The organism is Brevibacillus sp. B_LB10_24, assembly GCF_046036945.1.
GTDB lineage: Bacteria > Bacillota > Bacilli > Brevibacillales > Brevibacillaceae > Brevibacillus_C.
Window position 1 is genome coordinate 321,196 of the sequence record NZ_JBJQOQ010000001.1, and the last position, 25,658, is coordinate 346,853.

At 53.4% G+C, this 25,658-nt stretch carries 25 protein-coding genes and 1 pseudogene; 22 read left to right on the top strand and 4 right to left on the bottom strand.

Annotated elements, in window-relative coordinates; translation table 11 throughout:
* Positions 1 to 75: 75 nt before the first annotated feature.
* The 3 genes and pseudogenes from ACI7RC_RS01635 to ACI7RC_RS01645 form a co-directional block, all read right to left on the bottom strand.
* Positions 76 to 960, bottom strand: coding sequence for a fumarylacetoacetate hydrolase family protein (locus ACI7RC_RS01635; protein ID WP_408106468.1), 885 nt, complete (start codon positions 958 to 960; stop codon positions 76 to 78).
* Between the two features lie 164 nt (positions 961 to 1,124).
* A pseudogene (locus ACI7RC_RS01640) lies at positions 1,125 to 1,277 on the bottom strand (helix-turn-helix domain-containing protein); the annotation flags it as partial.
* A 134-nt stretch (positions 1,278 to 1,411) separates the two neighbouring features.
* Positions 1,412 to 2,029 (bottom strand): LysE family translocator, encoded by a 618-nt coding sequence (locus ACI7RC_RS01645; protein WP_408106469.1) that lies wholly within the window; start codon positions 2,027 to 2,029, stop codon positions 1,412 to 1,414.
* Positions 2,030 to 2,185: 156 nt separating this feature from the next.
* Between ACI7RC_RS01645 and ACI7RC_RS01650 the strand changes: the two genes are divergently transcribed.
* The 4 genes from ACI7RC_RS01650 to ACI7RC_RS01665 all read left to right on the top strand — a co-directional run bounded on the left by ACI7RC_RS01650 (position 2,186) and on the right by ACI7RC_RS01665 (position 4,040).
* Positions 2,186 to 2,323 (top strand): hypothetical protein, encoded by a 138-nt coding sequence (locus tag ACI7RC_RS01650; protein WP_408106470.1) that lies wholly within the window; start codon positions 2,186 to 2,188, stop codon positions 2,321 to 2,323.
* A gap of 124 nt (positions 2,324 to 2,447) precedes the next feature.
* On the top strand, positions 2,448 to 2,810 hold the full coding sequence (locus ACI7RC_RS01655) for a cytochrome-c oxidase (protein ID WP_408106471.1): 363 nt from the start codon (positions 2,448 to 2,450) through the stop codon (positions 2,808 to 2,810).
* Between the two features lie 163 nt (positions 2,811 to 2,973).
* Positions 2,974 to 3,411 (top strand): MarR family winged helix-turn-helix transcriptional regulator, encoded by a 438-nt coding sequence (locus ACI7RC_RS01660; RefSeq protein ID WP_408106472.1) that lies wholly within the window; start codon positions 2,974 to 2,976, stop codon positions 3,409 to 3,411.
* Positions 3,408 to 4,040, top strand: a complete 633-nt coding sequence (locus tag ACI7RC_RS01665) for a YczE/YyaS/YitT family protein (RefSeq protein ID WP_408106473.1) — start codon at positions 3,408 to 3,410, stop codon at positions 4,038 to 4,040. Before ACI7RC_RS01660 ends, ACI7RC_RS01665 begins: the two co-directional genes overlap by 4 nt.
* 26 nt (positions 4,041 to 4,066) lie before the next feature.
* Here the strand turns inward: ACI7RC_RS01665 and fdhD are convergent, their stop codons facing one another.
* A complete protein-coding gene (gene fdhD, locus ACI7RC_RS01670) occupies positions 4,067 to 4,876 on the bottom strand; it encodes a formate dehydrogenase accessory sulfurtransferase FdhD (protein WP_408106474.1) in 810 nt (269 codons plus the stop codon).
* A gap of 452 nt (positions 4,877 to 5,328) precedes the next feature.
* Between fdhD and ACI7RC_RS01675 the strand changes: the two genes are divergently transcribed.
* The 18 genes from ACI7RC_RS01675 to codY all read left to right on the top strand — a co-directional run bounded on the left by ACI7RC_RS01675 (position 5,329) and on the right by codY (position 25,287).
* The gene (locus ACI7RC_RS01675; protein WP_408106475.1) at positions 5,329 to 6,585 is read left to right on the top strand and encodes an L-lactate MFS transporter; all 1,257 of its coding nucleotides are present in this window, start codon (positions 5,329 to 5,331) and stop codon (positions 6,583 to 6,585) included.
* 94 nt (positions 6,586 to 6,679) lie between these two features.
* Positions 6,680 to 7,042 carry a Na-translocating system protein MpsC family protein gene (locus ACI7RC_RS01680; RefSeq protein WP_019119094.1) on the top strand — a complete coding sequence of 121 codons (363 nt, stop codon included), beginning with the start codon at positions 6,680 to 6,682 and terminating at the stop codon, positions 7,040 to 7,042.
* 199 nt (positions 7,043 to 7,241) lie between these two features.
* Positions 7,242 to 9,593, top strand: a complete 2,352-nt coding sequence (locus ACI7RC_RS01685; RefSeq protein WP_408106476.1) for an FdhF/YdeP family oxidoreductase — start codon at positions 7,242 to 7,244, stop codon at positions 9,591 to 9,593.
* Between the two features lie 31 nt (positions 9,594 to 9,624).
* Positions 9,625 to 10,266 (top strand): molybdenum cofactor guanylyltransferase, encoded by a 642-nt coding sequence (locus ACI7RC_RS01690; RefSeq protein WP_408106477.1) that lies wholly within the window; start codon positions 9,625 to 9,627, stop codon positions 10,264 to 10,266.
* Complete coding sequence (locus tag ACI7RC_RS01695; protein WP_408106478.1) at positions 10,235 to 11,476, top strand: molybdopterin molybdotransferase MoeA; 1,242 nt, start codon at positions 10,235 to 10,237, stop codon at positions 11,474 to 11,476. Before ACI7RC_RS01690 ends, ACI7RC_RS01695 begins: the two co-directional genes overlap by 32 nt.
* 31 nt (positions 11,477 to 11,507) lie before the next feature.
* Entirely contained in the window at positions 11,508 to 12,032 is a 525-nt protein-coding gene (gene mobB, locus ACI7RC_RS01700; RefSeq protein WP_408106479.1) for a molybdopterin-guanine dinucleotide biosynthesis protein B, read from the top strand.
* Positions 12,033 to 12,098: 66 nt separating this feature from the next.
* Positions 12,099 to 12,371, top strand: a complete 273-nt coding sequence (locus tag ACI7RC_RS01705) for a hypothetical protein (RefSeq protein ID WP_408106480.1) — start codon at positions 12,099 to 12,101, stop codon at positions 12,369 to 12,371.
* Between the two features lie 177 nt (positions 12,372 to 12,548).
* On the top strand, positions 12,549 to 13,448 hold the full coding sequence (locus tag ACI7RC_RS01710; RefSeq protein ID WP_408106481.1) for an AlbA family DNA-binding domain-containing protein: 900 nt from the start codon (positions 12,549 to 12,551) through the stop codon (positions 13,446 to 13,448).
* Between the two features lie 16 nt (positions 13,449 to 13,464).
* The gene (locus ACI7RC_RS01715; protein WP_408106482.1) at positions 13,465 to 14,541 is read left to right on the top strand and encodes a hypothetical protein; all 1,077 of its coding nucleotides are present in this window, start codon (positions 13,465 to 13,467) and stop codon (positions 14,539 to 14,541) included.
* A 165-nt stretch (positions 14,542 to 14,706) separates the two neighbouring features.
* Complete coding sequence (sucC, locus tag ACI7RC_RS01720; protein ID WP_408106483.1) at positions 14,707 to 15,867, top strand: ADP-forming succinate--CoA ligase subunit beta; 1,161 nt, start codon at positions 14,707 to 14,709, stop codon at positions 15,865 to 15,867.
* A 45-nt stretch (positions 15,868 to 15,912) separates the two neighbouring features.
* Entirely contained in the window at positions 15,913 to 16,818 is a 906-nt protein-coding gene (gene sucD, locus ACI7RC_RS01725) for a succinate--CoA ligase subunit alpha (RefSeq protein ID WP_408106484.1), read from the top strand.
* A gap of 99 nt (positions 16,819 to 16,917) precedes the next feature.
* Entirely contained in the window at positions 16,918 to 18,057 is a 1,140-nt protein-coding gene (gene dprA, locus ACI7RC_RS01730; RefSeq protein WP_408106485.1) for a DNA-processing protein DprA, read from the top strand.
* Positions 18,058 to 18,110: 53 nt separating this feature from the next.
* On the top strand, positions 18,111 to 20,189 hold the full coding sequence (gene topA / locus ACI7RC_RS01735; protein ID WP_408106486.1) for a type I DNA topoisomerase: 2,079 nt from the start codon (positions 18,111 to 18,113) through the stop codon (positions 20,187 to 20,189).
* A 19-nt stretch (positions 20,190 to 20,208) separates the two neighbouring features.
* Positions 20,209 to 21,522, top strand: coding sequence for an FADH(2)-oxidizing methylenetetrahydrofolate--tRNA-(uracil(54)-C(5))-methyltransferase TrmFO (trmFO, locus tag ACI7RC_RS01740; RefSeq protein WP_408106487.1), 1,314 nt, complete (start codon positions 20,209 to 20,211; stop codon positions 21,520 to 21,522).
* A gap of 60 nt (positions 21,523 to 21,582) precedes the next feature.
* Positions 21,583 to 22,563 carry a tyrosine recombinase XerC gene (xerC, locus tag ACI7RC_RS01745; RefSeq protein ID WP_408106488.1) on the top strand — a complete coding sequence of 327 codons (981 nt, stop codon included), beginning with the start codon at positions 21,583 to 21,585 and terminating at the stop codon, positions 22,561 to 22,563.
* A complete protein-coding gene (gene hslV / locus ACI7RC_RS01750; protein ID WP_408106489.1) occupies positions 22,514 to 23,068 on the top strand; it encodes an ATP-dependent protease subunit HslV in 555 nt (184 codons plus the stop codon). The genes xerC and hslV overlap by 50 nt, the downstream gene beginning before the upstream one ends.
* A 7-nt stretch (positions 23,069 to 23,075) precedes the next feature.
* The gene (hslU, locus tag ACI7RC_RS01755; RefSeq protein WP_408106490.1) at positions 23,076 to 24,470 is read left to right on the top strand and encodes an ATP-dependent protease ATPase subunit HslU; all 1,395 of its coding nucleotides are present in this window, start codon (positions 23,076 to 23,078) and stop codon (positions 24,468 to 24,470) included.
* A 37-nt stretch (positions 24,471 to 24,507) separates the two neighbouring features.
* The gene (gene codY, locus ACI7RC_RS01760; protein ID WP_408106491.1) at positions 24,508 to 25,287 is read left to right on the top strand and encodes a GTP-sensing pleiotropic transcriptional regulator CodY; all 780 of its coding nucleotides are present in this window, start codon (positions 24,508 to 24,510) and stop codon (positions 25,285 to 25,287) included.
* Positions 25,288 to 25,658 lie beyond the last annotated feature (371 nt).

Sequence of the window (25,658 nt, forward strand, 5' to 3'; positions counted from 1 at the left end):
CTCTTTGCCTGCCTTTCAAACACTGTATTACCGATTGTTCATCTTCCGATCGTGGAATCGGCCTTTGGCTTCATACTATGCCCCGATCTGGCAAACGGGGTTGGTCAAGGTTCCGATTTGGGATATCTCGATTTCAACCCTGTCACCGTCGGCCAATGTGAAGTCGTTGGGAGGGACGATTGTCGTTCCGGTCAACAGCACGGTTCCATCGGCCAATTCATTGTCTCGCAGCAAAAAGGAGACAAGCTCATCCAGCGAACGGTGTAATTGACCGGTATGGGCGAAGCCTTCGACAATTTTTTCTCCATTGCGAAAAATCCGGCAGGACATCTGGAATTGATACGGATCGCCAACCGTTTCGGCCAAACGGATCGCAGGGCCGATGGAGCACGAGTTTTTCCAGATTTTCGCCTGCGGCAAGTAGAGTGGATTTTCTCCCTCGATGTCGCGGCAGCTCATGTCATTGCCGATCGTATATCCGAGGATTTGTCCCGTTTTGTCGAGCACCAGCCCCAACTCCGGCTCAGGGATTTGCCAATGGGAATCACTGCGAAGGCATACCGCCTGATCAGGACCGACTGTGCGCGAAGGAGTGGACTTCAAGAAAATCTCCGGCCGCTCGGCATCGTAAACCTTGTCGTAAAAGGTGGTTGTATCCAGCTTCCCGCCGGTTGCTTCGTAATTCCGGGCTTCCCTGCTTCGCTCATAGGTGACACCTGCTGCCCACACTTCCGGGGCGACAATGGGCGTCAGCAGCGAGAGACTTTCCATGGAAGCGGCAAGGGGGGCGGAAGCGGAGACGGTCTCGCCAATCAAGGCGAGCGGTGTGATCCCCCGTTGGCGGGCCTGGTGTACCAAATCCAGAAAATCGCCGTACGGCAGCGTGTAGACGTGCTCCTCGTCGGTGACAGCGGCGAGGGCAGGAACAGAATGTTCATTTAGATAGCGAATAATGCGCATGAGCGAAACCTCCAATTGTTTTATATTATAAAACTAAGTTTTAAAATAATGACATGAAAAGGAACACCTAGCCTCTTTCCAGCATCCCATACCCCAGCTCGGCAGACATTTCCTGCGCAGCTTCCCACAGCATTACGGCAAAATGCTCCAATTTACCAGCGGTCTTGCAGCGTCTTCAACAGAGAGTGAACGGTGCTTTTGTGCGGCCTCATAAGCTCGCTAATCTCGGCTATTTTCAACGACGTCGTCTGTTTATCGAACAAATCGAGAATCTGCAGGGCGCGGTCAACGGACTGAATCACTACCGTGCAAATCATCTTTGTTTGATATAGTAAAACCGCAGACGATCATTCTGATCATTGGATTGAGTTTTATTGTAGTATCTATTCGGGCAAACTGCAACAGGAATGATGAAAATTTTTAGAAAAATCGTATTGTTTCCCACAACATTTTACTTTTCCAGCAAAGCCAGCCGGATGGCAATGAAGGAGAAGATGCCGGCTTTTGCCCGGTTGATCCAAAGCGCGACGCGCGGCTTGCCAACCAGCTTTTGTCCGACGCTTCCGGCAAACAGGGCGAGCAGCGAAAACAGCAGGATGGCCTGGGCCATGAAGATGAGTCCCAATTCAATCATCTGCAAAGCAGGACTGCCCTGATGCGGTGAGACAAATTGCGGCAGCAGCGCCAAAAAGAACAGAGATACCTTCGGGTTCAGCACATTCATGAAAATCCCCCTGCGGAAAAGAGCGGGAAGACTCAGCCTCAGGGCCTTCTGGGCGGTCAGCGGTCCTTCCCGCAAAGCCTGCCAGGCCAGGTACAGCAAATAGATTGCACCAGCGTATTTGACGATTTGAAAGGCGAGGTTGGACTGATACAAAATAGCGGATAATCCCAACCCGGCCGCCAGCGTATGAACCGTGATGCCTGTGCACAAACCAAGCGCTGTCGCCAATCCCGCCCTGCGGCCGTACGATACGCTCTGTGCCACCACAAACAGATTGTCCGGGCCGGGGGACAGCGTCAGCAGCATGGATACCCCGATAAAAGGCAATACAGAAGATAATTCCATCAAGATCTCCTCCCCACATGTAGTGTCATTTTACCACAATCCCGCCAGCTTCGAATCAACTTCAGAACGTGTAAACTGGAATCATTTACAAAGTGAACAGATCGCAAATGCAGGAAACACTACCGTCAAAACAATGTACACCAAGGAGGAAACAAGATGGCCTACCAGTGCTATTACTGCGATCATCAGACGGAGAGTGTCCATTACGTCACCTTTTACGAACCTGAGCGAGAACACAGTGAACTGCTTTGTGACGAATGCTACGCAGAATGGCTTGAATCAGTAAAAGGGTAGAAGCGGCGGCCAGACAAGCCGCTATTTTTTATGGGTTGTCATAGCGGGAGAAAACGCACACGACTGGCATACCCGACTTTTGCCTCAATATACTGTAGTAAATTATTGAGGAAGGAGGAGAAAAATGGGAGCTCGTCTGTTAAAAATAGCTGTCGTCTACTTCGTCATCGGCGTACTGCTTGGCATGTACATGTCCATGACGCAGATGTTTACGCAGATCGGGGTGCACGCCCACATCAATTTGCTCGGCTGGGTATCGTTGGCATTGGCAGGTCTTATTTATCATTTGTTCCCCCAAGCCGCCGAGAGCCGTCTGGGTGTATGGCACTTCTGGCTGCACAACATTGGTTTGCCGGTGATGATGATTGGTCTGTTCTTTTTCTTGCAAGGTCATAAGGCGATGGAAGCGGCGATCATCATTGGATCGATTGTCACAATCATCGGGATTATTCTGTTTGCCGTAAATGTCTGGCGAAACGTTCGGTAAAGGAGCGGCTTTGAACTTGCAACCCTCTGGCGGAGCAATCTGCAGAGGGGTTTTTTACGGAAATCCAGCCGGCAATGCTTTCCTCCCGTCAAGTTCATTCATTGACGGAATGACCTTTTCGAATTATACTTAGCTAGGTAAGTATTTAAAGGGGGAACCATATGTGGTTGTTTACGGCCATAAGATCAATCAGGCTGCAAGGGTATTCTCCAAAAAGCTGAATGAGCAGTTATCCCCCCTCGGCATGTACAACGCACAATGGGGCGTGATCCTGCGCTTGTTCGAGCAGGGGCCATGTACGCAAACGGAGTTGAGCGATTACTTGTGCGTCGAACCCCCGACGATGACCCGCACGCTGGCGCGAATGGCAGAGTTGGGCTGGATTGTCCGGGAAAAGGGGACGGACCGGAGGGAGCGGAAGGTCTGTCTGACAATGGCGGCGAGCGAAAAGTTTCGCAGCTGGCAGCAGGCGTCGGACGAACTGGAAGCAAAGGCACTGCTGAATATCGATGAGCAGGAGCTCGCCGTATTCAATCGCGTCATCGAACAGATGATGATCAATTTATTACGAAAAGATGAGAAGGATGAGGTAGTGGAGTGAGTGAGAAAGGGACGAAATTTACCGTCAGATGTACTGTGTTTTTAGCTGGACTGTTCGTATTGGCATTGGGCGTCGTGTTTATGATGCAGGCGAAGTTGGGCGTGGCGTCATGGGATGTGCTGCATATCGGCTTGACCCATTTGACGGCTTTGTCCATGGGTACGTGGATCCAGATCATCGGTATATTGATGATCTGGATCACCTGCGTGCTGGATCGCAAATGGCCGCGGATCGGCAGTGTTTTAAATATTGTCTTGATTGGCTACTTTGTGAATTGGCTGTTGGCATTGGATATCGTGCCAGCGGTTGAACTCCTGTGGGCGAGAATTCTGATGCTGGTGTTTGGCATCGTCTTGATGGGATTCGGCGCCGGGATGTACGTCGCCTCCAATATTGGTGCAGGACCGCGGGACGGGCTTACGTTGCTTTTGGCAGAACGCTCAGGCTGGTCGATCCGCCTGGTGCGGACGATTTTGGAAGGTACCGCTCTGCTGCTCGGCTGGCTGGCGACCGGACCCGTCTCAGTTGGCACGTTCGTATCCGTTCTGATGGTCGGCCCGGTCATGCAGGCGTCTTTGCGATTTTGGCGTAAACAGATGGAAAAACTGGCAGCCGCCGCGGCATCGTGACGGCTGCTTTTTTTCGCGTTTCGTGCCTAGCCCGGCAGCGTACCGGCCGTGATCCGCTCGGGCCTGGTGTACACGTTCAGCTTGCCGCCCCGGATAAACCCGACGGCGGTGATTCCCAGCTCTTCGGCCATCTGCAGGGCCAGATCGGTCGGAGCTGATTTGGAGAGGAGAATGGCCGCACCGATCTTCGCCGCCTTCAACAGGACCTCGGAAGAAATTCGGCCGCTGAACACGAGCAGCTTGTCGCTGGTTTCGATTCCTTCCCGCAGGCAGTAGCCGTAGATTTTATCCAGTGCGTTGTGGCGGCCGATATCCGAGTAGCTGACGAGCATCTCCTGGCCGCTGCACAGTGCAGCATTGTGGACGCCGCCGGTCTGGCGATGGATCTGGGAGGATTGCTGGAGGACGTCCATCAGGTGAAAACACTGCTCCACAGAGACGCTCAGCTGCGAATCGACGGGTTTGGCCGCTCTGGCATCGCTGTAAAAGTAAAACGATTGGCGACTTTTGCCGCAGCAAGAGGTGATCCGCCGCTTGGTGAAGAAGCTCTGCTGCAGCTTGAAGGCTTGATGAAGGTCGACGTAGGCAAAACCTTTGCCTGTATCGATGGCAATCTGTTTCACTTCTGATGCGGAGCGAATCACTCCTTCGGATGCCAGAAAGCCGATGGTCAATTCCTCCAGGTCGGCAGGCGTACAGACGACAGTCGCAAATTCCTGATCGTTGACAAAGATCGTCAATGGATACTCTGCCACGATCTCGTCATCTTCCAGCGTAAATGCACTGTCGCGGTATTTCGCCACGGATCTGCTGATGGTAATGGGCATCTCATGCATCTTGCTCCCACTCCTCTGTACAGGATGCGTTTATCATAGCATATTTTTGCGTCAAACAATTCTGAGAAGACAAAACGAAAAAAATGTCTAAAAATGGTTGCTATGAAACCGCATACATGCTAGTATTAGACCTAGAACTTGTCATAAAATTGTAACATACGCTTTGGCTCTGTTTGAGGTGATGAGCTTCTAACTCCCGCCAAAAGGTCCGGACCGTATTGTTGTATCGGAATAGCGATCCTGTTGCCGATCAACAATATTCCGGCGTATCGCGTGTGCTGTTGATACTTGGCAGTGTTCCTGCTGAAGATTAACTGTCGCATTTCACTGTGAAGAGGGTGTTTTGCCCGTACCCACATTGAAAGACGGCAGTTTTTCTTTTGCCCATATGCTGGTGGATGAAGGCGGCTTGCTGCCCGCACCGGCAATAAAATTAAAAAGGAGGAAAAAGAATGGAACATGTAAAAAATCGTTGGCTGATTGCGGCCTCGGCAGTTGGAATCCACATCTCCATCGGTTCCGTGTACGCCTGGAGCGTCTATACGAAGCCGCTGATGAACCAGTTTCAATGGGGATTGAAAGAGGTATCATTCACATTTAGTATTGCGATTCTATTCCTCGGACTGTCGGCTGCCTTTTTGGGCCACTTCGTCGAAAAGCACGGCCCGCGAAAATCCGGCACACTCGCTGCCTGTTTTTTCGGGGTCGGGACCGTCGGGGCTGGACTGGCTGTCAACCTCGGGTCGCTCCCCTTGCTCTACCTGTGCTACGGGGTTCTCGGGGGGATTGGACTTGGCGTCGGGTACATCACGCCCGTCTCAACACTGGTCAAATGGTTTCCGGACAGGCGCGGCTTGGCAACAGGACTGGCCATCATGGGCTTCGGATTCGCTTCATTAATTTTCAGTCCGATCGAGGCCAAGCTGATCTCAACGGTCGGGATTGCCAACACCTTTTTCATTTTGGGCATTATCTTTTTTATCCTGATGTTCTCTTCTGCGCGTTATCTGGCTCCGCCGCCGCAGGGGTGGCTGCCGGAAGGATTTAAGCAAAAAGTGGAGTCGGGCGAGAAAAAGCTGGCCGTCGACTTGTCAGAGCTGACGGCGAATGAAGCGGTGAAAACCCGGCGGTTTTACTTGCTGTGGCTCATGCTGTTCATCAACGTCACCTGCGGCATCGCCATTCTCGCCGTCGCATCGCCCATGGCTCAGGAAATCGCCAGGATGACTCCGGCCACAGCCGCAGCGATGGTAGGTTTGATGGGACTCTTCAACGGAATGGGACGGATCGGCTGGGCATCTTTTTCCGATTACATTGGGCGGCCCAACACGTACACGGCGTTCTTCGCCATCCAATTGGTCGCGTTCTTCATCCTGCCGTCCATTTCTAACGCCCTGTTTTTCCAGCTGCTGATCTTCTTGATCATGACCTGCTACGGCGGCGGTTTCGCTTCGATTCCGGCCTACATCGGCGACTTGTTTGGCAAGAAGCAGCTGGGGGCGATTCACGGTTACATTTTGACGGCTTGGGCCGCAGCCGGACTGGCCGGGCCGATCTTCGCGTCCTGGGTGCGTGAAACAGTCAACAGCTACTCGCTGATCATGTATATTTTTGCCGGGATGTTTGTCGTGGCGCTGGCGATCTCCCTCTTGATCCGGCTGGACATCGCCCGGCTGCGGGCCAAACTGGAGGCGCGGGCACAGGCCTAAATCTTGCTGGGGTTGACAGCGTCAGAATTGCGAAAAAAGCAGTCAAGTGTTACAATATTCTCATCGCTAAGAATGTAAAAGGAAATGGCTTGCCATGAACAAATATGAAGCGGAATTCAGCAATCTTGTCCGGGCATTTCGGAAACGTCACATGGGCAAAGGTCCGAGTAAGATTCACACGACCTTTTGCAAACAGTGGGCGATCTGCGTGATGGAAGGCAATCTTTCACCGGTCGAAAAGTTTATTGCCAGCGCAGATGAAGGAAAACAGATGCTGCGGGCAGCCAGGACGGAAATGGTGAAGGAGATGTACCGCAAAAACCGGCCGGTGGAGATGGAAGCGTTTCTCGGTGCCCGGTTTGTCGACTTGTTCGTCGATATCGATATCGACAGGGACTACGGCATGTCGATTTTTGTCTTTGATCAAAACATCGAAGAGAAATTTAACAAGGCGTAACAGCCTGCTGCACGCCGCGACAGCGCTCCTGTCGGCGGCTCGGCGCCATAACATACACAGGTGCGATGTTGGTACTTGGTAGCGACCCTGCTCAAGATTAACCGCCGTGATTTCCTCTTTTCAGCATTGCGAAAAGATGATTTCCCGGTGGTTTTTTGCTCATGGCGAGCGTTTTGCTTCAAGAAAGGAGTAGCGACAGATGGGGAAAACAAAACACACCGGTCCGATTAAACTGGACACTTCCTGGAAACCGTCGTTGTGGGCGGGCTACATGCCGATGGGGCTCGGCAAGGTCAAGCCGCACCACATTCGCGACACCATGAAGGTCATCTACGAAAACAAGGACAACCTTGGCTATGCCTGGCGGATTTTGTCCCAAGGGGTGTGCGACGGCTGTGCGCTTGGGGTGTCAGGGCTGTACGACCAGACCCTGACCGGACCGCATGTCTGCACGACCAGGCTTAATGTGCTGCGCCTGAACACCATGCCGGCCATCGAGGCCAAGTGGCTGGAGGATGTCGAAGCGCTGAGGAAGCTGGACAGCACCGAGCTGCGCAAGCTGGGGCGGATTCCGTACCCGCTCTCCCGCAAGCCGGGAGAAAAGGCATTTACCCGGATCAGTTGGGATGAAGCGCTGGACCGGATCGTCCGGAAGATCAAGAGCATCGATCCAAAGCAGCTTGCATTTTACCTGACCTCGCGGGGAATCACCAATGAGGTCTACTACACCGCGACGAAAATGGCCCGCTTTTTAGGGACGAACAATATTGACAACGCTTCCCGGATTTGCCACTCGCCCAGCAAAACCGCGCTGAAGCGCTCGCTCGGCATCGGCGCCTCCAGCTGCAATTACAAGGATTGGATCGGGACAGATGTGCTGGTTTTCTGGGGCTCGGTAGCGGCCAACAACCAACCGGTTTCCACCAAGTACATGTACGCAGCCAAAAAAGCCGGGACGAAGATCATCACGATCAACCCCTACCGGGAACCGGCGATGGAAAACTACTGGATCCCTTCTATTCCAGAGAGCGCGCTGTTCGGCACGAAAATCGTCGATGACGTCTACCAGGTGAACATCGGCGGCGACATCGCCTTCATGAACGGGGTGATGAAGCACTGGTTTGAGATGGAGGAGGCGGCGCCGGGGTCGGCGATTGACCGGGAGTTTATCGATGCCCACGCCAACGGCTTTGAGCAGCTGAAGGCCCATGTGACCAGCCAGGACTGGGAACTGATCGAAAAATCCTCCGGGCTGTCGCGGGAGCGCATCGGCGAATTTGCCAAGCTTTTGGCAGAGGCCAAGTCGGGAGTATTCGTCTGGAGCATGGGGCTGACCCAGCACCGGTTTGGCACCGACAATGTCTCCCAGGTAGCCAACCTGGCGATTTTGCGCGGATTTATCGGACGGGAGCACTGCGGCGTGATGCCGATTCGCGGCCACAGCGGGGTGCAAGGCTCCGGCGAGATGGGAGCGGAGCCGATGTCGCTGCCCGGCGGGGTGCCGCTCGACGAGGAAAATATCAAGCGGATGGAAGCCTTATGGGGATTTGAAATCCCTCGCTGGCAAGGAGATATCGTCGGTGTCAGCCTGGAAAATACCCTGCTTCCCGACGGGCATGAGCGGAAGACGCGGCTGTTTTACACCAGCGGCGGAAACTTTTTGGAGACGATGCCGGATCCGGCGTTTATCAAGCGGTGTCTGGAAGCGGTTGAGCTGCGCGTACACCAGGATATCATTTTGAACACCTCGACACTGGTTGACGCCAAAGAAGAAGTGATCGTCCTGCCGGCAATGACGAGATACGAACAGCCGGGCGGAGGGACGTCTACCAGCACCGAGCGGATGGTCTACTTCACGCCGGAAATCGAAGGGCCGCGCATCGCCGAGGCCCGCTCGGAGTGGGAGATCTACGTCGACCTGGCCTCGCGCGTCTACCCGGAGAAAAAGCACTTGATCCACTTTGGCGACGCCAGACAGATCCGAGAAGAGATCGCCCGGGCCAATCCCAATTACGACGGCATACAGCACCTGGAAAAACGTGGGGATGTCTTCCAGTGGGGCGGTGCCTGGCTGTGCGAAGGGGGGATCTGCCCGACGCCGGACGGCCGGGCTAACCTGATCCCGATCGATCAGCCGGAGCTGCGCAAGCCGGAAGGCCACTTTTACGTGACGACCCGGCGCGGCAAACAGTTTAACTCGATGATCTACAGCGAGACAGATCCGTTTAACGCGGCGGACCGGTATGATGTATTGATCCATCCGGAGGACGCGGCAAAGCTCGACATCTTGGAAGGGACAGCGATTGTCGTGTACAATGAACACGGGGTATTCCAGGGATGGGCCAAATTGGCCGAGACGAAGCCTGGCAATATCCAAGTCTACTGGCCCGAAGGGAACATCCTGATCCCCAAAGGGGTATATGAAGAATTCGCCGGAATTCCGGAGTACAATACGGCGGTCATAGTGGAGAGAGCGGAAACCTACCACGCTCACAAGGACACCAAGTACGTAGAAAAAAGGATAGAAGAGCTGGAGATGTCTGTCGGCTAAAACTGCGCTTTGCTCGTACGGGAGGAATTGGATGATGACAGAGATTACATTGGGCGCAGCGATTATGGCCGGAGGGCAGAGTCGGCGGATGGGAACGGCAAAAGAGTGGCTGGATTGGGGCGGGCGTCCGCTCCTTTTCCAGCTTTTTGAGGGTTTGCGGACAGCCGGACTGCCTTGCCTGGTGGCTGCAGGCGAGGGCTCAGGCGAACGCTGGCGAAGGCTACAGGAACAGGGGATCGAAGTGATCCGTGACGAGGGGGGCTCACACGGTCCGGTCAGCGGGATTTGCTCCGCCTTGAAGAGCGCAAGGAAGGATGCGCTGCTGATCCTGTCGTGTGACCTGCCGTTTGCGGACTCCAGACAAATCATGCACTTGGCAGCGCTGAAACAAGAGTTGAACGAATGGGATGCGCTGATCCCGGAAGCGGGCGGGCGGATTCACCCGCTGTTTGCGCTGTACCACGCCCGCACGCTGCCGGTTTGGGAGGAAGCGCTTGCTGCCAGGCAGTACCGGATCATGTCGGTCCTGGAAAAGCTGCGGGTGAAGCGGATCGCGGAAGGGTATTTGGACCAGTGGGCGACGTTCAACATGAACACCCCTGACGATTATCGCCGGGCGTTGGCGGAGAGGAGGAGAAGAGATGCGCTTTCACCGGGAGACAGTAACTGTTGAGGAAGCAGTCCGCAGGCTGTTGGCAGGCGCAGCCCCGATCGGCATAGAAGAGGTGCCGCTTGCCGAGGCGCACGGACGGATACTGGCCCAGGATTGCCGGGCGGATTGCGCTCTGCCCTCGTTTGACCGGGCTTCACTCGACGGGTATGCCGTTCGGGCCGCGGATACCGCCGGGGCTGCCCCGCAGTCACCGGTGCGCCTGCGAGTAGCCGGCTGTCTGAAGGCGGGTGACGTTCCCGCAGGGCCGATCAAACGCGGCGAGGCGGTGCGAATCATGACCGGAGCAATGATGCCGGCGGGAGCTGATGCCGTCGTCATGTTTGAGCAGACGGAGAATCCGGGAGAGTGGCTGGACGCCGTCTTGATCAAGCGGGAGCTGGAGCCGGGAGAGAACGTCGCCTACAAGGGACAGGAAATTACTTCTGGGGAAATGGTGCTGGCGGCCGGCGAGCAGATCGGAGGCGGAGCCTTGGCCGTCCTCGCTACCTTCGGGATGACGCCGGTCCCCGTCTACCAAAAGCCGCGCATCGGCATCCTCTCGATCGGCGACGAATTGGTCGATCCCGCGCAGCCTCCCTCGCCCGGGAAAATCCGCGACAGCAACACGATCATGCTCTGGGGCCTGATTCACGAGTCAGGAGGAATCCCGCTTGTATGCCAGCGTTTGCCGGACGACCTGGAGACGGCAAAGGCAGAGATCGACCAGGTGCTTGGTCAGGTTGATCTGTTGGTGACGACCGGCGGAGTTTCTGTTGGGGACAAAGACATCGTCGCGTCGCTTGTTGACGAACCGGACGTGGAGCTTCTGTTCAACCGCGTGGCGATGCGCCCGGGCAGCCCGACGACCGCCATACGCCAAAGCGGCAGGCTGATCTGTGCTTTGTCGGGAAATCCCGGTGCGTGTTTTACGGGTTTTCACCTCTTGGTCAGGCCGCTCCTGGCCAGGTTGGCAGGCAGACGTGAAGCCTCGCCGATGCGAAGCGAAAAAGCGCTGCTCATCTGCGACTATCACAAACCTTGTCCGTACCCCCGCTATCTGCGCGGCCGGCTGCAGCTGCAGGAGACGACGCTGTATGCCATTCCTGACGGGTTTGACAAGTCAGGGATGCTGAGGACGCTAAAAGACGCCGAATGTTTGATCGTCATCCCCCCCGGAGGCAGGGGGCGGTCAGCCGGAGAAGTCGTAGAAATAATTCCGTTTCGCAAGTGATCGTCTTCGAGATGAGAAGCGAGGTGACACCATGGCGGCATTGCCCTTGATTATGCAGTTTGTGGGTTTCGCCAATTCCGGCAAGACCACGATCGTGACGCAGTTGGTCAGAGATTTTCAAAGCAGGCATCACCGGGTTGGCGTGATCAAACACGATGGTCATGACCACGATTGGGACGAAGGAAAAGATACACATCGTTTTCGCCAGGCTGGCGCGCCGCTCGTGGCGATTCAGTCACAGAGCAAAACAGGCTGGTTTGAGCAGGCCGCTGTACCGCTGGAACGGCTCGTCGCGAGAATGGAAGCGGCGGGGGCAGACATCGTGCTGATCGAAGGCTTCAAACGGGCGGATTACCGCAAGCTGGCGTTTATACGCAGCGAAGCGGATTTGCCGCTGCTCGCCGAGGTGACGAACTGCTGCGGCATCGTCAGCTGGGTGCCGCTTGCGCCGCAAAAGCTTCCGGTCTTTTCGATTGACGACTGGCGGCAGATCGGGGATTTTCTGCTTGATCTGCACGAACAGGAACGCTCGGCCGACAGCGGGGAGAGTATTTGACCGTTCTCCAAAAAACATGTTAGGATGGTACTAGTTTTTTAGCCTAACAGTTGGAGGACACGAAAGATGGCGGATAAACGCAAACGCACGATTTTGATTGGAGTACTGGTACTCGTGATTGTCGTTGCCGCGGCCGTGTATTTCTCTACGCGGAATACCACGCCGTACGTGCCGTTGTTTTCTTATGAATTGAACCAAGAGCAAATGCAAGAAGTCGAGGACTTTTTAAAGAAAGGACACTACGACTTCCAAACAGATAAAAAGGCGATCCTGGTACATGAAAACGAAAAACAGGAGATTCTGCTGGAAGCAAGCAGAGTCGGCATTCCATCGAAGTAGCGGCAACGAAATGAAGAGGGGCAGCTGTAGTGGCTGCCTTTCTTTTTTTGCACAAAAATGCTGCCGGGAGAGATCCTGTAAAATCTAGTATTGTTAAATAAACCCAAAAAAGTGGCAAACAAAAGGAAAAGTCATTACAATAAGACTAATGGACTACGACAAAGAGTAGGGTGAGCGATGCGAGTATTCTGTTTCTTTCTGGCTACCATTATTCATGCCGACCCGTCCGAGGTTTTATTTGATCTTTACCACGTGACCAAGCGGATCAGCGAACAGCAGCGGCGCGAGCTGATCAAGGAATCCGTTCGCCTGCCGCGGCGCTACTTTGACTTTCTCGTGCAGAGCGGAGTGATGGAAGCGCAGGGCCTTGACTCGTACCGGCCTTCCAGTGTGGCTCCGGTAGCGATCGGGATGAATATCAAGTCGCTTGGCACAACTGTCCTGTTCGATATGTGTTTTTCACCGCAGACATACAAGCTTTGGCAAAATACCGACGCCATGATCGAAGAAATCTCGCTGCCGGCCGACCTGTTTGAAGAGTACGTCTACCGGTTGGGCGCCCTTAGCAGGTTCCGCTATCTGGGGAAGGTAGACGATCCGCATACAGCCGTAAGACTGGGCGAAAACGACATGATCGAATTCAAGCGCGATTTTTTGCAGTCGAAAGGAAATATCATCAAAACAGTCGTAGCCTTTGCCAACAGCAACAACGGGAACTTGTTTCTCGGCATCGACGACAACGGGGAAATTGTCGGGGTAAATGAGGAATTGAGCCAGTACGAGGACCCCGACAAGTACATTCTGGCGATTACACAGTATATCCAGGACAAGACAACTCCCCTGCTGGCGCCCTTTCCCAAGATATCGCTGAAGCAGGTGGAGGATAAATACGTTGTCATCATCTTTGTTGAAGTGGCTTCCGACTTGATATGCGGACTGGACAAAAACGGGGAAAAATTCGTCAGCATCCGCACCAATAACCGGTCGGTCATGGTCAAGGACCCCCATCAAATTGGCGAAATTTACGTGAAGAGAAGACTGGGAAGCGAGGTAAGCCGAAGGTTGGGATTACTTTAATACAAGGAGGCCGCTGATGGAAAAGCTTTGGCGGATCAGGCTTGGCCTAATGTGTCTGGTATGTCTGATTCTCTACGGTTGTTCTGCGAACCCGCAAAAACCTAACGCCGCTGAGCGCAATCTGATTGTCCAAAATGTCGACTCTGTAGAAAAGGTTTCTGTACTGACGACGGAAGGCCAGGATATCCCTTTGGATGTGAAAGACTTTTCCCGCGGGCTGCTGGAGCTGACGGGGGAGGTAACCACGGCGGACCAGCCGCTGCCGGAAAAAGATGTTAAATTTTCTCTGATCGTCTACCGAGCCGTAGAAGCTCCGCTGATCATCGACGTCGGTGAAAACGTCTGCCGAATCGGTGAGGCTTCGTACAGCGGGCCGGGGGCGCGCAACTTTTACAGTTGGGTCAGGGAGCTGATCGGCGCTGCCCTCTTCCAGCAAGACCAGGTAGAATCGGTGGATATCGTCGCTTCCGATCTCAACATGTCCCAGTTTTTGCAAAAGCAGGAAGCAAATGAGCTTTGGGAATATCTGCGCAGCGGAGAATACCGTGAAAAGCCGGGCAACCGGCAGTTTCCGCTTTACCCCTACTATCGGCTAAAGTTTGATACAGGCAGAAACATCATGGAAGTCACCGTGTTGACACCGGCCCTTGTCTCCGTGAAAATGGGGAAGGAAATCATCTATTATCATGTTTCAGGCCAGATGTTTGCGTGGTTGACAGGCAAGCTTCCGCTCCAACAGCCGGATGAAGAGACGGTACATATGCTGTTTAAAGCCTCTGGGGTAAAACTGCTGCCTGCTGGCGGCAAGGCAGAGGCGCTTGATTGGAAAGTAGCCGATTCGATCGTCCAGCAGGGGATCGTACATCAGGTGGTGCGGGTGCTGCAGCACGGTACAGCCCTGGCAGGCAAACCGGAGCAAGCGGCAAACCGGGCCGAGTACGTGCTCAGGTTTACCGTAGGAGAAAAAGTGACGGAAGTCGCTGTCTATGAACATGCTTTCTCGACCGGCGGCAGCTGGTTTGAGCGCAAGAATGCAGGACGCGATATTTTGACGCTGTTTGGGATGTTTGAACAACCGAAAAAATCTTCATGAGAAGCTGTACATTTGGTGACGCTAAGAAAGAACTTGTATGGAGGGCATGACAGACGCTCGTTTTTTGTCGTAAAATGTCTATAGCACCTCGATGCATTGAAGGATTTTTTTGCTTGAAAGAGAATACTATCATGTTGGGTTAAGACTGTAATAGGAGGATGGAGAATGAACATTCATGAGTATCAAGGTAAAGAGATACTGAAGCAATACGGTGTAAAAGTTCCAGAAGGCCAAGTTGCCTTTACCGTCGACGAAGCTGTCGAGGCTGCTAAGGAGCTGGGAACACAGGTCGTGGTAGTCAAGGCGCAGATTCACGCCGGCGGCCGCGGCAAAGCAGGCGGCGTCAAGGTAGCGAAGAATTTGGACGAGGTGCGTACATACGCAAACGAGATTCTGGGTAAAGTGCTTGTCACCCACCAGACCGGCCCGGAAGGAAAAGAAGTAAAGCGCCTGCTGATCGAACAGGGCTGCGATATCAAGAAGGAATATTACGTAGGTCTTGTTGTTGACCGTTCCAGCGGCCGCGTGGTAATGATGGCATCCGAAGAAGGCGGTACGGAAATCGAAGAAGTGGCTGCACACTCTCCGGAAAAAATCTTCAAAGAAGAAATCGATCCGGTAACGGGGCTGAATGCCTTCCAAGCTCGCCGACTTGCTTTTGCGATTAACATTCCAAGTGAATTGGTGAACAAGGCTGCTCAATTTATGATGAGCCTCTACCAAGCATTTGTTGACAAAGATTGCTCCATTGCGGAAATCAACCCGCTTGTTGTGACCGGAGACGGCGAAGTGATGGCGCTTGACGCGAAATTGAACTTCGACAGCAACGCGCTGTTCCGTCATCCCGAAGTAGTTGCACTTCGCGACCTGGATGAGGAAGATGAGAAAGAGATCGAAGCATCCAAGTATGATCTCTCCTACATCGCTCTTGATGGAAACATCGGCTGCATGGTAAACGGTGCAGGTTTGGCGATGGCCACCATGGATATCGTGAAATTCTACGGCGGCGAACCGGCCAACTTCCTCGACGTAGGGGGCGGCGCAACGGAAGAGAAAGTAACCGAAGCATTTAAGATCATCCTTAAAGACCCGAAAGTAAAAGGCATCTTCGTCAACATCTTCGGTGGTATCATGAAGTGCGACATCATCGCAAACGGTGTGGTTGCCGCAGCAAAACAGGTGAAACTGGATCGTCCGCTCGTCGTTCGTCTGGAAGGAACCAACGTTGAATTGGGCAAGAAAATCCTGAATGAGTCTGGTTTGAACATCGTGGCGGCAGATTCGATGGCAGACGGCGCGGAAAAAATCGTTTCGCTCGTAAAATAAGACGGAGAGATTCCGAGATGTTAATAAAGGTGGGAAAAATAAGCGATGAGTATTCTTGTAAATAAAAATACAAAGGTGATTACACAAGGGATTACTGGTGCAACTGCGCTGTTCCACACCAAACAAGGTATCGAGTACGGCACGCAGTTCGTAGGCGGTACTCGCCCAGGAAAAGGCGGCACGGAGATTGAAGGGCTTCCGATCTTCAATACCGTGGCAGAAGCGGTGGAAAAAACGGGGGCAAACGTTTCTTTCATCTCCGTAGCACCCCCGGTTGCAGCTGACGCGATTATGGAAGCAGTAGATGCGGAGCTGGATCTGGTTATTTGTATTACAGAAGGTATCCCAGTTCTCGACATGGTAAAGGTAAAACGCTACATGGAAGGCAAAAAAACCCGTTTGATCGGGCCTAACTGCCCAGGTGTCATTACTCCGGGCGAGTGCAAAATCGGGATCATGCCTGGGTATATCCATCTCCCGGGCAAAGTGGGAATCGTGTCCCGCTCCGGTACCCTGACCTATGAAGCGGTTCATCAAACCACTACTCGCGGCATCGGCCAATCCACTGCTGTAGGGATCGGTGGAGACCCGGTGAAAGGCATGGAATTTATCGATGTGCTTCACCTGTTCAACGAAGACCCAGATACAGAAGCAGTGATCATGATCGGGGAAATTGGTGGTACCGCAGAAGAGGAAGCAGCTGAATGGATCGCGGCCAACATGAAAAAACCGGTTGTCGGCTTCATTGGCGGGCAAACAGCGCCTCCAGGAAAGCGCATGGGTCATGCCGGCGCAATCATCTCCGGCGGAAAAGGTACTGCTGCCGAAAAAATTGCCAAACTGGAATCCTGCGGTGTTCGTGTCGCGAAGACACCTGCTGTCATCGGAGAGACGCTGGTTGAAGTGTTAAAAGAAAAAGGCATGCTGGATAAAGTGATGGTTTCTCGCTAAGCCAACGTGAAGAGGGGACAAAACAGTCTCCTCTTCTTTTTTTGTCGCCATGTCTGTCTCTTCTTATAATGAAGAAAAACGGTGGAGGAGAGCTGCCGCATGGTATACTCGGTAGAGCTTGAAGAGCGGGATTGGCTGTATTCCCTGGTCTGCATCAATGGGATTGGACGCAAGACGCTTCGCCGCATTTACGAGACCGCCGGTTCTTTTCTTGGGTTGTCTATGAAAATAGTAAACCAGCTGGAGGGGCTGCGTCTGTCTTCAGCTGTTCGCGATGCCCTTCAGCAAAAGCTTCAGCCGCATCAGGTAAGCCTGGACAAGCAGCAGCGTACGGCCGCCGGATTGTCGTTTACCTGTTTCCTGGATCCCGCTTATCCGTCCGCCCTTCGCGAGATGCCCGACCCGCCGCTGCTTTTGTTTTATCAGGGGAATATCGATCTGATTCGGCAGCCGATGTTCGCTGTCGTCGGAACGCGCAAACCGACACCTTATGGCAGATCCGTCTGTCAATATTTGACGACTGGCTTGTCGAACGCCGGTTTCGTGATCGTCTCCGGACTGGCTCACGGCATCGATGCGGAGGCTCATCGCGCCGCCTTGAAAACGCCGTCCAAGACGATTGCCGTGCTTGGCTGCGGCATCGACCAGATCTACCCCCGGCAAAACCTCCCACTGTATCGGCAAATTGCCGAGGAGGGGCTGATCCTGTCCGAGTACCCGCCAGGGGTGCAGCCCGTCCCGGGATTGTTTCCTGAACGCAACCGGCTGATCAGCGGGCTGTCTCGCGGCGTGCTGATCGTGGAGGCGGCGGAGCGAAGCGGTTCGCTGATAACCGTTGACTGTGCGCTGGAGCAGGGGAAAGACGTGTTCGCCGTTCCGGGGCCGATTTTTTCAAATGTGAGCAGAGGGCCGAATAACTTGATCAAACAAGGGGCAAAACTCGTAACAAACTGGGAGGACATCCTTGAGGAATACCCTGGATTGGCCCCTTCAGCGCTTGATATGCCCGATTCTTTGCAGCCGTCGGTCAGTGCTGGAGAGCGGCAAGTACTTGAACTTTTGTCCTATGAGCCGCTGCATTGGGATGAATTGCACGGGCAAATAGATGAGGAGAAGCGGCGTGAGTTGGACCGCCATTTGGTGCTCTTGGAGGCAAAAGGATTTATTTCTTGCCTGCCTGGAGGATTTTACGTGAAGCGGAGGGAAAATGGATATGTGTCTTCGACGTTTGACAAATGAAAACGCATATTGAATAATTAGGGAGATTCATTTCCCGAAGGGGGAGGAAAATAATGGCTGATACGCTTGTAATCGTCGAGTCACCGGCGAAAGCAAAAACAATCGGAAAATATCTTGGCAGCAAATACATGGTAAAAGCGTCAATGGGCCATGTGCGTGACCTCCCGAAGAGTCAGATGGGCGTAGATGTAAACAATCAATTTGACCCTAAATATATAACCATTCGCGGCAAGGGCGACGTCTTGAAAACGCTCAAAGACGCAGCCAAAAAAGCCAAAAAGGTCTATCTCGCAGCCGACCCGGACCGCGAAGGGGAAGCGATTGCCTGGCACTTGGCTCAGTATCTGGGTTTGAACACATCCGATCCGATTCGCGTCGTGTTCAACGAGATCACAAAGGATGCGGTAAAGGACGCCTTTAAACAGCCGCGGCGGATTAATATGGACCTCGTCAATGCTCAGCAGGCGCGAAGAATCCTGGATCGGTTGGTTGGGTACAACATCAGTCCGCTGCTGTGGAAAAAGGTTCGCAAAGGACTGAGTGCTGGACGGGTTCAATCGGTAACGGTCAAGATGATTATCGACCGGGAAAAAGAAATCCAGCAGTTCGTGCCGGAAGAGTATTGGACCATCACCAGCAGGCTGCTTTCCGAGGGCAAGGCGTTTGAAGCCCGCTTCCACGGTTTTGGCGAGGAAAAAGCGGACATCCGCTCTCAAGCTGAAGTAGAAAAAATCCTCGAGCAGATCAAAGACCGCCCGTTCGTCGTGCAAAAGGTGACCAAGCGGGAGCGGCGGCGCAATCCCGCTCCGCCGTTTATCACCAGTACGCTGCAGCAGGAAGCGGCACGCAAGCTCAACTTCCGCACGGCCAAGACGATGATGATCGCCCAGCAATTGTACGAAGGGATCGATCTGGGCAAGGAAGGCACGGTCGGTTTGATCACCTATATGCGTACCGACTCGACTCGAATTTCGACCACCGCCCAAGAAGAGGCAAAAGGTTTTATCACGGAACAGTTTGGCCAGGAGTACGCCCTTGCCGAAGCCCGGACTCACAGCAAGCGGGAGACAGCGCAGGATGCCCACGAAGGTATCCGCCCCACGTCCGTGCTGCGCCGCCCTGATGACTTGAAGGAGTACCTGTCCCGCGATCAGATGCGGCTGTACCGGCTGATCTGGGAGCGCTTTTTGGCCAGCCAAATGGCTTCGGCCGTCCTCGATACCATGTCCGTCGACATCGAAGTGAATGGGATCTACTTCCGTGCCAGCGGCTCGAAAGTGAAGTTTCCCGGCTTTATGAAGGTGTATGTGGAGGGAAGCGATGACGGGGGCAAGGAGGAAGATACCCTGCTTCCGCCGCTGGAAGAGGGACAAGTGCTGGAGCACCAGGTGACGGAGCCCAATCAGCATTTTACTCAGCCTCCGCCTCGCTATACAGAGGCCAGACTTGTCAGAACGCTGGAGGAAAACGGCATCGGCCGCCCCTCCACCTATGCGCCGACGCTGGAGACGATCCAGAAGCGCGGCTACGTCGCACTGGAAGACAAGCGTTTTATTCCCACCGAATTAGGAGAAATCATCATCACGCTGATCGAAGAGTTCTTCCCCGAGATTCTCGACGTCGAGTTTACCTCGCAGATGGAGAGCGACCTGGATAAGATCGAGGAGGGCATGGCCGACTGGGTGAAGGTGCTTGATCTGTTTTACGGCGAATTCGCCAAGCGCCTCCAAGTCGCCGAGGAACAGATGAAAGAGGTGGAGATCAAGGATGAGGTTTCCGACGAATTGTGTGAAGTGTGCGGACGCCACCTCGTGTATAAGCTGGGCCGCTTTGGCAAGTTCCTGGCCTGCTCAGGCTTTCCGGAGTGCCGCTTTACCAAGCCGATCGTCAAGGAAATCGGGGTAAGCTGCCCTTCGTGTAAAACGGGCTCGATCATCGAGCGCAAGAGCAAGAAGAGCCGGTTGTTCTACGGGTGTTCCAATTACCCCGAGTGCGAGTACGTCTCATGGGATAAGCCGATCGCTCGCCCCTGCCCCAAATGCTCCAGCTTGATGGTAGAAAAAAAGCGCAAAAAGCAAGGGGTCAGCGTCGTCTGCACCCAGTGCGATTATCAAGAGGAAGCCGATTCTTAACAGATAGTGAGGGTTCATCATGACTCAACCACATGTAACGGTCGTCGGGGCCGGCCTGGCAGGCAGCGAGGCTGCCTGGCAGATCGCTGAAGCGGGAGTCGCAGTGACACTGTATGAAATGCGTCCGCAAAAGCAAACGCCCGCCCACCATACCGATAAATTCGCCGAGTTGGTCTGCAGCAACTCGCTGCGGGCCAATTCCCTTACCAATGCTGTTGGCGTGTTGAAAGAGGAAATGCGCAGTCTCTGCTCGGTGATCATCGCGGCAGCCGACAAGTGTGCCGTACCTGCGGGAGGAGCATTGGCTGTCGACCGGCATGAATTTGCCGCCTATGTGACCGAGGCTGTCCGCAATCACCCGTTGATCGAGGTGAAAACGGAAGAGATTACCCAGATCCCGGAGGGGATCGTCGTGATTGCGACCGGCCCGCTGACCTCGCCTGCTCTCTCCGAGGAGCTGAAAAAGCTGACCGGAGAAGAGTATTTGTACTTTTACGATGCAGCCGCGCCGATTCTGGAAAAGGATTCCATCGACATGGACAAGGTGTTTGTCGCTTCCCGTTACGACAAAGGGGAAGCGGCCTACCTCAACTGCCCGATGAACGAAGAAGAGTTTGACCGCTTCTACGAAGCGCTGATTACGGCAGAAGCGGCACCGCTGAAAGAGTTTGAAAAAGAGGTGTACTTCGAGGGCTGCATGCCGATTGAAGTCATGGCCAAACGGGGGCGCCAGACGATGCTGTTCGGCCCGCTCAAACCGGTCGGTTTAATCGATCCGCGCACGGGAAAACAGCCGTTTGCCGTCGTTCAGCTCCGCCAGGACAACAGTGCCGCCACCCTGTATAACATCGTCGGGTTCCAAACGCATTTGAAGTGGCCGGAGCAGAAGCGGGTCTTCTCCTTGATACCGGGATTGGAGCAGTGTGAGATCGTCCGCTACGGCGTCATGCACCGCAATACGTTTATCAACTCTCCGAAGCTGCTGCACCCGACCTATCAGTACAAGGAACGGGAGACGCTGTTTTTTGCCGGACAGATGACCGGGGTAGAAGGGTACGTGGAATCGGCGGCATCCGGGCTGATGGCTGGCATGAATGCTGCCCGTCTGGCGAAGAAGGAAGAACTGGTTGTCCTTCCACAGGAGACAGTGATCGGAAGCATGGCCCATTACATCACGACGGCGGAGCCAAAGCACTTCCAGCCGATGAACGCCAACTTCGGGCTGGTTGCCGAACTGCCGGTCAGAATCCGCAACAAAAAAGAGAAAAACGAGCAGTTGGCTAAGCGGGCGTTGTCCACTATTCTGAATTTTACACAAAATAGACACAACTGAAGTTGATAACTCTTTTTTTACTGTGGTAATATAGTATTGCCTTCAAGGAGTGCGTGTGAGATGGACAATAAAGCCGATCTGGCTGTTTGGATCGAAGACTTTGTACGCTATCTGAAGGTGGAAAAAAACGCCTCACCCCATACTCTCAAACAGTACATGGGGGACGTCTCTGAATTTGCCGAGTTTATGGAACAGCACCAGATCGACACTTTGGCTGCCGTTTCGTACTTTCACGGACGTTCTTTTCTCGCCCATCTGACCAAACGCGGTTTATCTCGGCGGAGTATGGCACGTAAACTCTCCAGTTTACGCAGTTTTTTTCGCTTTCACATGCGCGAAGGCCGCATCTCGGAAAATCCGTTTCAACTTGTGTCTACACCCAAACTGGAAAAGAAACTCCCGTCTTTTCTCTACCCACAGGAGATTCAAACTCTCCTTATGTTGCCGGATTCAACAACTTCGCTCGGACAGCGTGACTTGGTCATCTTTGAGCTGTTGTACGCATCAGGAATTCGCGTCTCTGAATTGGTGACGCTCACTTGCGACAGGATTGATTTGTCGAACGGTGTCGCCCTGGTGTACGGAAAAGGGGCCAAAGAGCGATATGTCCCGATTGGCAGTTATGCTGTGAGCTCCATTCGGCAATACATAGAAGTGGGTAGAATTTCTTTGCTTGCGGATAAACAGGAGAACGGAGTATTGTTACTCAATTACCGTGGAGAACCGCTTTCTGACCGTAGCGTACGCCGAGTGGTGGACAAATACGTGCAGGCTGCGGCTTTGCGGCTTTCAATCTCGCCCCATACACTGAGGCACACTTTTGCCACACACATGCTGAACGCCGGTGCAGATTTGCGTACAGTCCAAGAGCTGTTAGGCCACGTAAACATCTCGACAACCCAGATCTACACACATGTGACAAAGGAGCGTTTGCGGGAAGTGTATGATTCGGCACATCCGCGGGCAGAAAAACGAGGAGGTCGTTCCGAAGATGGAACAATTTCACGCCACGACCATTTTCGCGGTTCACCACAACGGTGAAGCTGCGATGGCCGGAGACGGCCAGGTGACGATCGGCAACAGCATGGTCATGAAGCATGGTGCGAAGAAAGTCCGCAGGCTCTTTCGCGGAGAAGTCATTGCCGGCTTTGCCGGTTCCGTCGCTGACGCAATCACCTTGTTTGAAAAGTTTGAAGCAAAGCTGGAAGAATTTCATGGAAACCTGCAGCGGGCAGCCGTTGAGCTGGCAAAGGAGTGGCGCTCCGACAAAGTCCTGCGCCGCCTCGAAGCGATGATGATCGTGATGAATCGGGAAAACTTGCTGCTCATCTCCGGAAACGGGGAGATCATTGAGCCCGACGACGGGATCTTGTCAATCGGCTCGGGAAGCGGATTCGCTCTGGCTGCAGGCCGCGCCCTGAAAAAATTTGCACCCCATTTGCGCGCCAAAGAGATAGCCGAGGCCGCACTCTTGACCGCTGCGGAAATCTGTGTGTTTACCAACAGCAACCTTGTTGTCGAAGAGATGACCACCACGAAGGGGTGAAAACGGAATGCTCAAACTCGAACAGCTTACTCCGAAAATGATCGTGGAACACCTTGATAAATACATTGTAGGTCAGTCGCAAGCGAAGCGGGCGATTGCCGTGGCACTGCGCAACCGCTACCGCCGCAGCCGCCTGCCGGAAGGATTGATTGAGGAAGTCGTTCCGAAAAACATCCTGATGATCGGGCCGACTGGGGTGGGAAAGACGGAGATAGCCCGCCGGATTGCCCGCCTGACGGGAGCGCCGTTCATCAAAGTAGAAGCGACGAAGTTTACTGAGGTTGGGTACGTTGGACGCGATGTTGAATCCATGGTACGCGATCTGATTGAGACGGCGATTCGCATGGTGAAAAGCGAGAAGATGGAAACAGTCAAAGAGAAGGCGGAAAAGCTGGCAGACGAAGCGATCGTTCACATTCTCGTGCCGTCGAAAAAGCAGCAAAGCGGTTTTAAAAATCCGTTTGAGATGCTGTTTCAGAACCAGCAAAACCAGTCGCAGCAAAACGACGGCGAAGAGGCTTCGCTTCAGCAGCAGCGCAGACAAGCGGCCTTTCAGCTCGCCTCCGGGCAGCTGGAAGACCAGGTAATCGAGATTGATGTGGAAGATCAATCTTCGCCGATGCTTGACCTCTTCCAGATTCCCGGGGCGGAACAGATGGGCATGCAAATGCAAGACATGCTCGGAAACTTCCTGCCAAAACGGACCAAGAAGAGAAAATTGCGAATTAAAGAAGCGCGAAAGGTATTAATTCAACAAGAAGCGCAAAAACTGGTAGATATGGATGAAGTGATTCAAGAGTCCATTTATCGGGCAGAGCAGCATGGAATCATCTTTATCGACGAGATTGACAAAATCGCCGGTAAAGACGGCCGGGGACCCGACGTTTCCCGCGAAGGCGTCCAACGCGATATCCTGCCGATTGTGGAAGGATCTACGGTGATGACCAAGTACGGTCCAATCAAAACAGACTACATCTTGTTCATATCAGCGGGAGCCTTTCATACGGCAAAACCGTCCGACCTGATTCCCGAGCTGCAAGGACGTTTTCCGATCCGGGTCGAGCTCACCAGTTTGAAAGTGGAGGACTTTGTAAGAATCCTCACTGAGCCGAAAAACGCCTTGATCAAGCAGTACGTCGCCCTCCTGGAAACAGAGGGCATCCGCATCGAATTTACCCAGGAGGCGATATTCGAGATCGCCCGACTGGCAACAGAGGTGAACCAGACCACTGACAACATCGGAGCGAGGCGCTTGCATACGCTGCTGGAAAAACTGCTGGAAGACCTCTCCTTCGAGGCTCCCGATATCCATCTTGAAGTTGTGACGATTACACCCGAGTATGTTCGGGAAAAGTTAGGTAGTATTGTACAAAATAGAGATTTAAGCCAGTACATCTTGTAGGGCATCAATCGCAGAGAAGTTTAGGAGGAAAAGAGTCATGGATTTGTTATCGAAAATCAGAAGAATCAACCGGATGCTGCAAAAGTCAGCAGGTCATGCAGTCAACTTCAACGAAATGTCGCAGGTCTTGAGTGATGTCATCGACGCCAACATCTTCGTCGTCAGCCGCAAAGGCAAAATGCTCGGCTACGGCATCGCCCAGGAAATCGACAATGAGCGCATTCGCGCTATGTTAAGCGAACGCCGTTTTCCGGAAGACTACAGCGCAAACCTGCTGAAAGTGGAAGAGACATCGGCAAACCTTGGGGTAGACAGCCCGTACACCGCATTCCCGGTAGAGATGAAAGAAGTATTCAGCTCCGGATTGACAACGGTCGTTCCGATCATCGGCGGCGGCGATCGCCTGGGCACCCTGCTTCTCGCCCGCGTCAACAAGCAATTTGGTGAAGACGAATTGATCCTCGCTGAAGTAGGGGCGACAGTCGTCGGTATGGAAATTCTGCGCGAGCGCGCCGAGGCGATCGAAGAAGAAGCGCGCAGCAAAGCTGTCGTCCAAATGGCGATCAGCTCGCTCTCCTACAGCGAATTGGAAGCAGTTGAACACATTTTTGAGGAACTGGACGGAAAAGAAGGTCTTCTGGTCGCTTCAAAAATTGCCGATCGCGTCGGTATCACCCGTTCGGTGATTGTGAACGCTCTGCGTAAATTGGAGAGCGCAGGGGTAATCGAATCTCGATCTTTGGGAATGAAAGGGACCTTTATCAAGGTGCTGAACGAAAAATTGCTTCCGGAACTGGAAAAACTGAAAACCACGTAGAATATTTCATAAGAATGTAACAAACAGGGCAGCCGCAATGACGCGGCTGCTTTCTGTTTTGAGAATACGGGCTCTGATGACACGCAAGAAGCATTGGAAGCAGCAGGAATCACGGATTTTAGTCTGGAGAAGTGAGAGGGGATTTTTTCATGACAAAAGTCCCTTTTTTTAATATGATTGAAACTGGCAAATAGGTAAAACAGTTTGCCGGGTGGCGCATGATGGCTGATGAATTGAGTCTTTGGTATGGAATTGTATCATATTGTAAAAAAAAGCTTTTTTAACGAAATTGATTTTGATATGATTTATTCGAGTTGTAATGTCGAAAAAACAGGAATCTTCTTATCTTTTGTAGGGTAGTACGGATAATC

Excerpts from the sequence above, each read along its gene's own strand:
- fdhD (WP_408106474.1), bottom strand. The coding sequence starts at position 4,876 with ATGCATGAGATGCCCATTACCATCAGCAGATCCGTGGCGAAATACCGC.
- trmFO (WP_408106487.1), top strand. The coding sequence starts at position 20,209 with ATGACTCAACCACATGTAACGGTCGTCGGGGCCGGCCTGGCAGGCAGC.
- ACI7RC_RS01705 (WP_408106480.1), top strand. The coding sequence starts at position 12,099 with ATGGCGGATAAACGCAAACGCACGATTTTGATTGGAGTACTGGTACTC.
- mobB (WP_408106479.1), top strand. The coding sequence starts at position 11,508 with ATGGCGGCATTGCCCTTGATTATGCAGTTTGTGGGTTTCGCCAATTCC.
- ACI7RC_RS01690 (WP_408106477.1), top strand. The coding sequence starts at position 9,625 with ATGATGACAGAGATTACATTGGGCGCAGCGATTATGGCCGGAGGGCAG.
- sucC (WP_408106483.1), top strand. The coding sequence starts at position 14,707 with ATGAACATTCATGAGTATCAAGGTAAAGAGATACTGAAGCAATACGGT.
- ACI7RC_RS01650 (WP_408106470.1), top strand. The coding sequence starts at position 2,186 with ATGGCCTACCAGTGCTATTACTGCGATCATCAGACGGAGAGTGTCCAT.
- ACI7RC_RS01710 (WP_408106481.1), top strand. The coding sequence starts at position 12,549 with ATGCGAGTATTCTGTTTCTTTCTGGCTACCATTATTCATGCCGACCCG.
- ACI7RC_RS01655 (WP_408106471.1), top strand. The coding sequence starts at position 2,448 with ATGGGAGCTCGTCTGTTAAAAATAGCTGTCGTCTACTTCGTCATCGGC.
- ACI7RC_RS01715 (WP_408106482.1), top strand. The coding sequence starts at position 13,465 with ATGGAAAAGCTTTGGCGGATCAGGCTTGGCCTAATGTGTCTGGTATGT.
- dprA (WP_408106485.1), top strand. The coding sequence starts at position 16,918 with ATGGTATACTCGGTAGAGCTTGAAGAGCGGGATTGGCTGTATTCCCTG.
- sucD (WP_408106484.1), top strand. The coding sequence starts at position 15,913 with ATGAGTATTCTTGTAAATAAAAATACAAAGGTGATTACACAAGGGATT.
- ACI7RC_RS01635 (WP_408106468.1), bottom strand. The coding sequence starts at position 960 with ATGCGCATTATTCGCTATCTAAATGAACATTCTGTTCCTGCCCTCGCC.
- xerC (WP_408106488.1), top strand. The coding sequence starts at position 21,583 with ATGGACAATAAAGCCGATCTGGCTGTTTGGATCGAAGACTTTGTACGC.
- codY (WP_408106491.1), top strand. The coding sequence starts at position 24,508 with ATGGATTTGTTATCGAAAATCAGAAGAATCAACCGGATGCTGCAAAAG.
- ACI7RC_RS01645 (WP_408106469.1), bottom strand. The coding sequence starts at position 2,029 with ATGGAATTATCTTCTGTATTGCCTTTTATCGGGGTATCCATGCTGCTG.
- topA (WP_408106486.1), top strand. The coding sequence starts at position 18,111 with ATGGCTGATACGCTTGTAATCGTCGAGTCACCGGCGAAAGCAAAAACA.
- ACI7RC_RS01680 (WP_019119094.1), top strand. The coding sequence starts at position 6,680 with ATGAACAAATATGAAGCGGAATTCAGCAATCTTGTCCGGGCATTTCGG.
- hslU (WP_408106490.1), top strand. The coding sequence starts at position 23,076 with ATGCTCAAACTCGAACAGCTTACTCCGAAAATGATCGTGGAACACCTT.
- ACI7RC_RS01675 (WP_408106475.1), top strand. The coding sequence starts at position 5,329 with ATGGAACATGTAAAAAATCGTTGGCTGATTGCGGCCTCGGCAGTTGGA.
- ACI7RC_RS01685 (WP_408106476.1), top strand. The coding sequence starts at position 7,242 with ATGGGGAAAACAAAACACACCGGTCCGATTAAACTGGACACTTCCTGG.
- ACI7RC_RS01695 (WP_408106478.1), top strand. The coding sequence starts at position 10,235 with ATGCGCTTTCACCGGGAGACAGTAACTGTTGAGGAAGCAGTCCGCAGG.
- hslV (WP_408106489.1), top strand. The coding sequence starts at position 22,514 with ATGGAACAATTTCACGCCACGACCATTTTCGCGGTTCACCACAACGGT.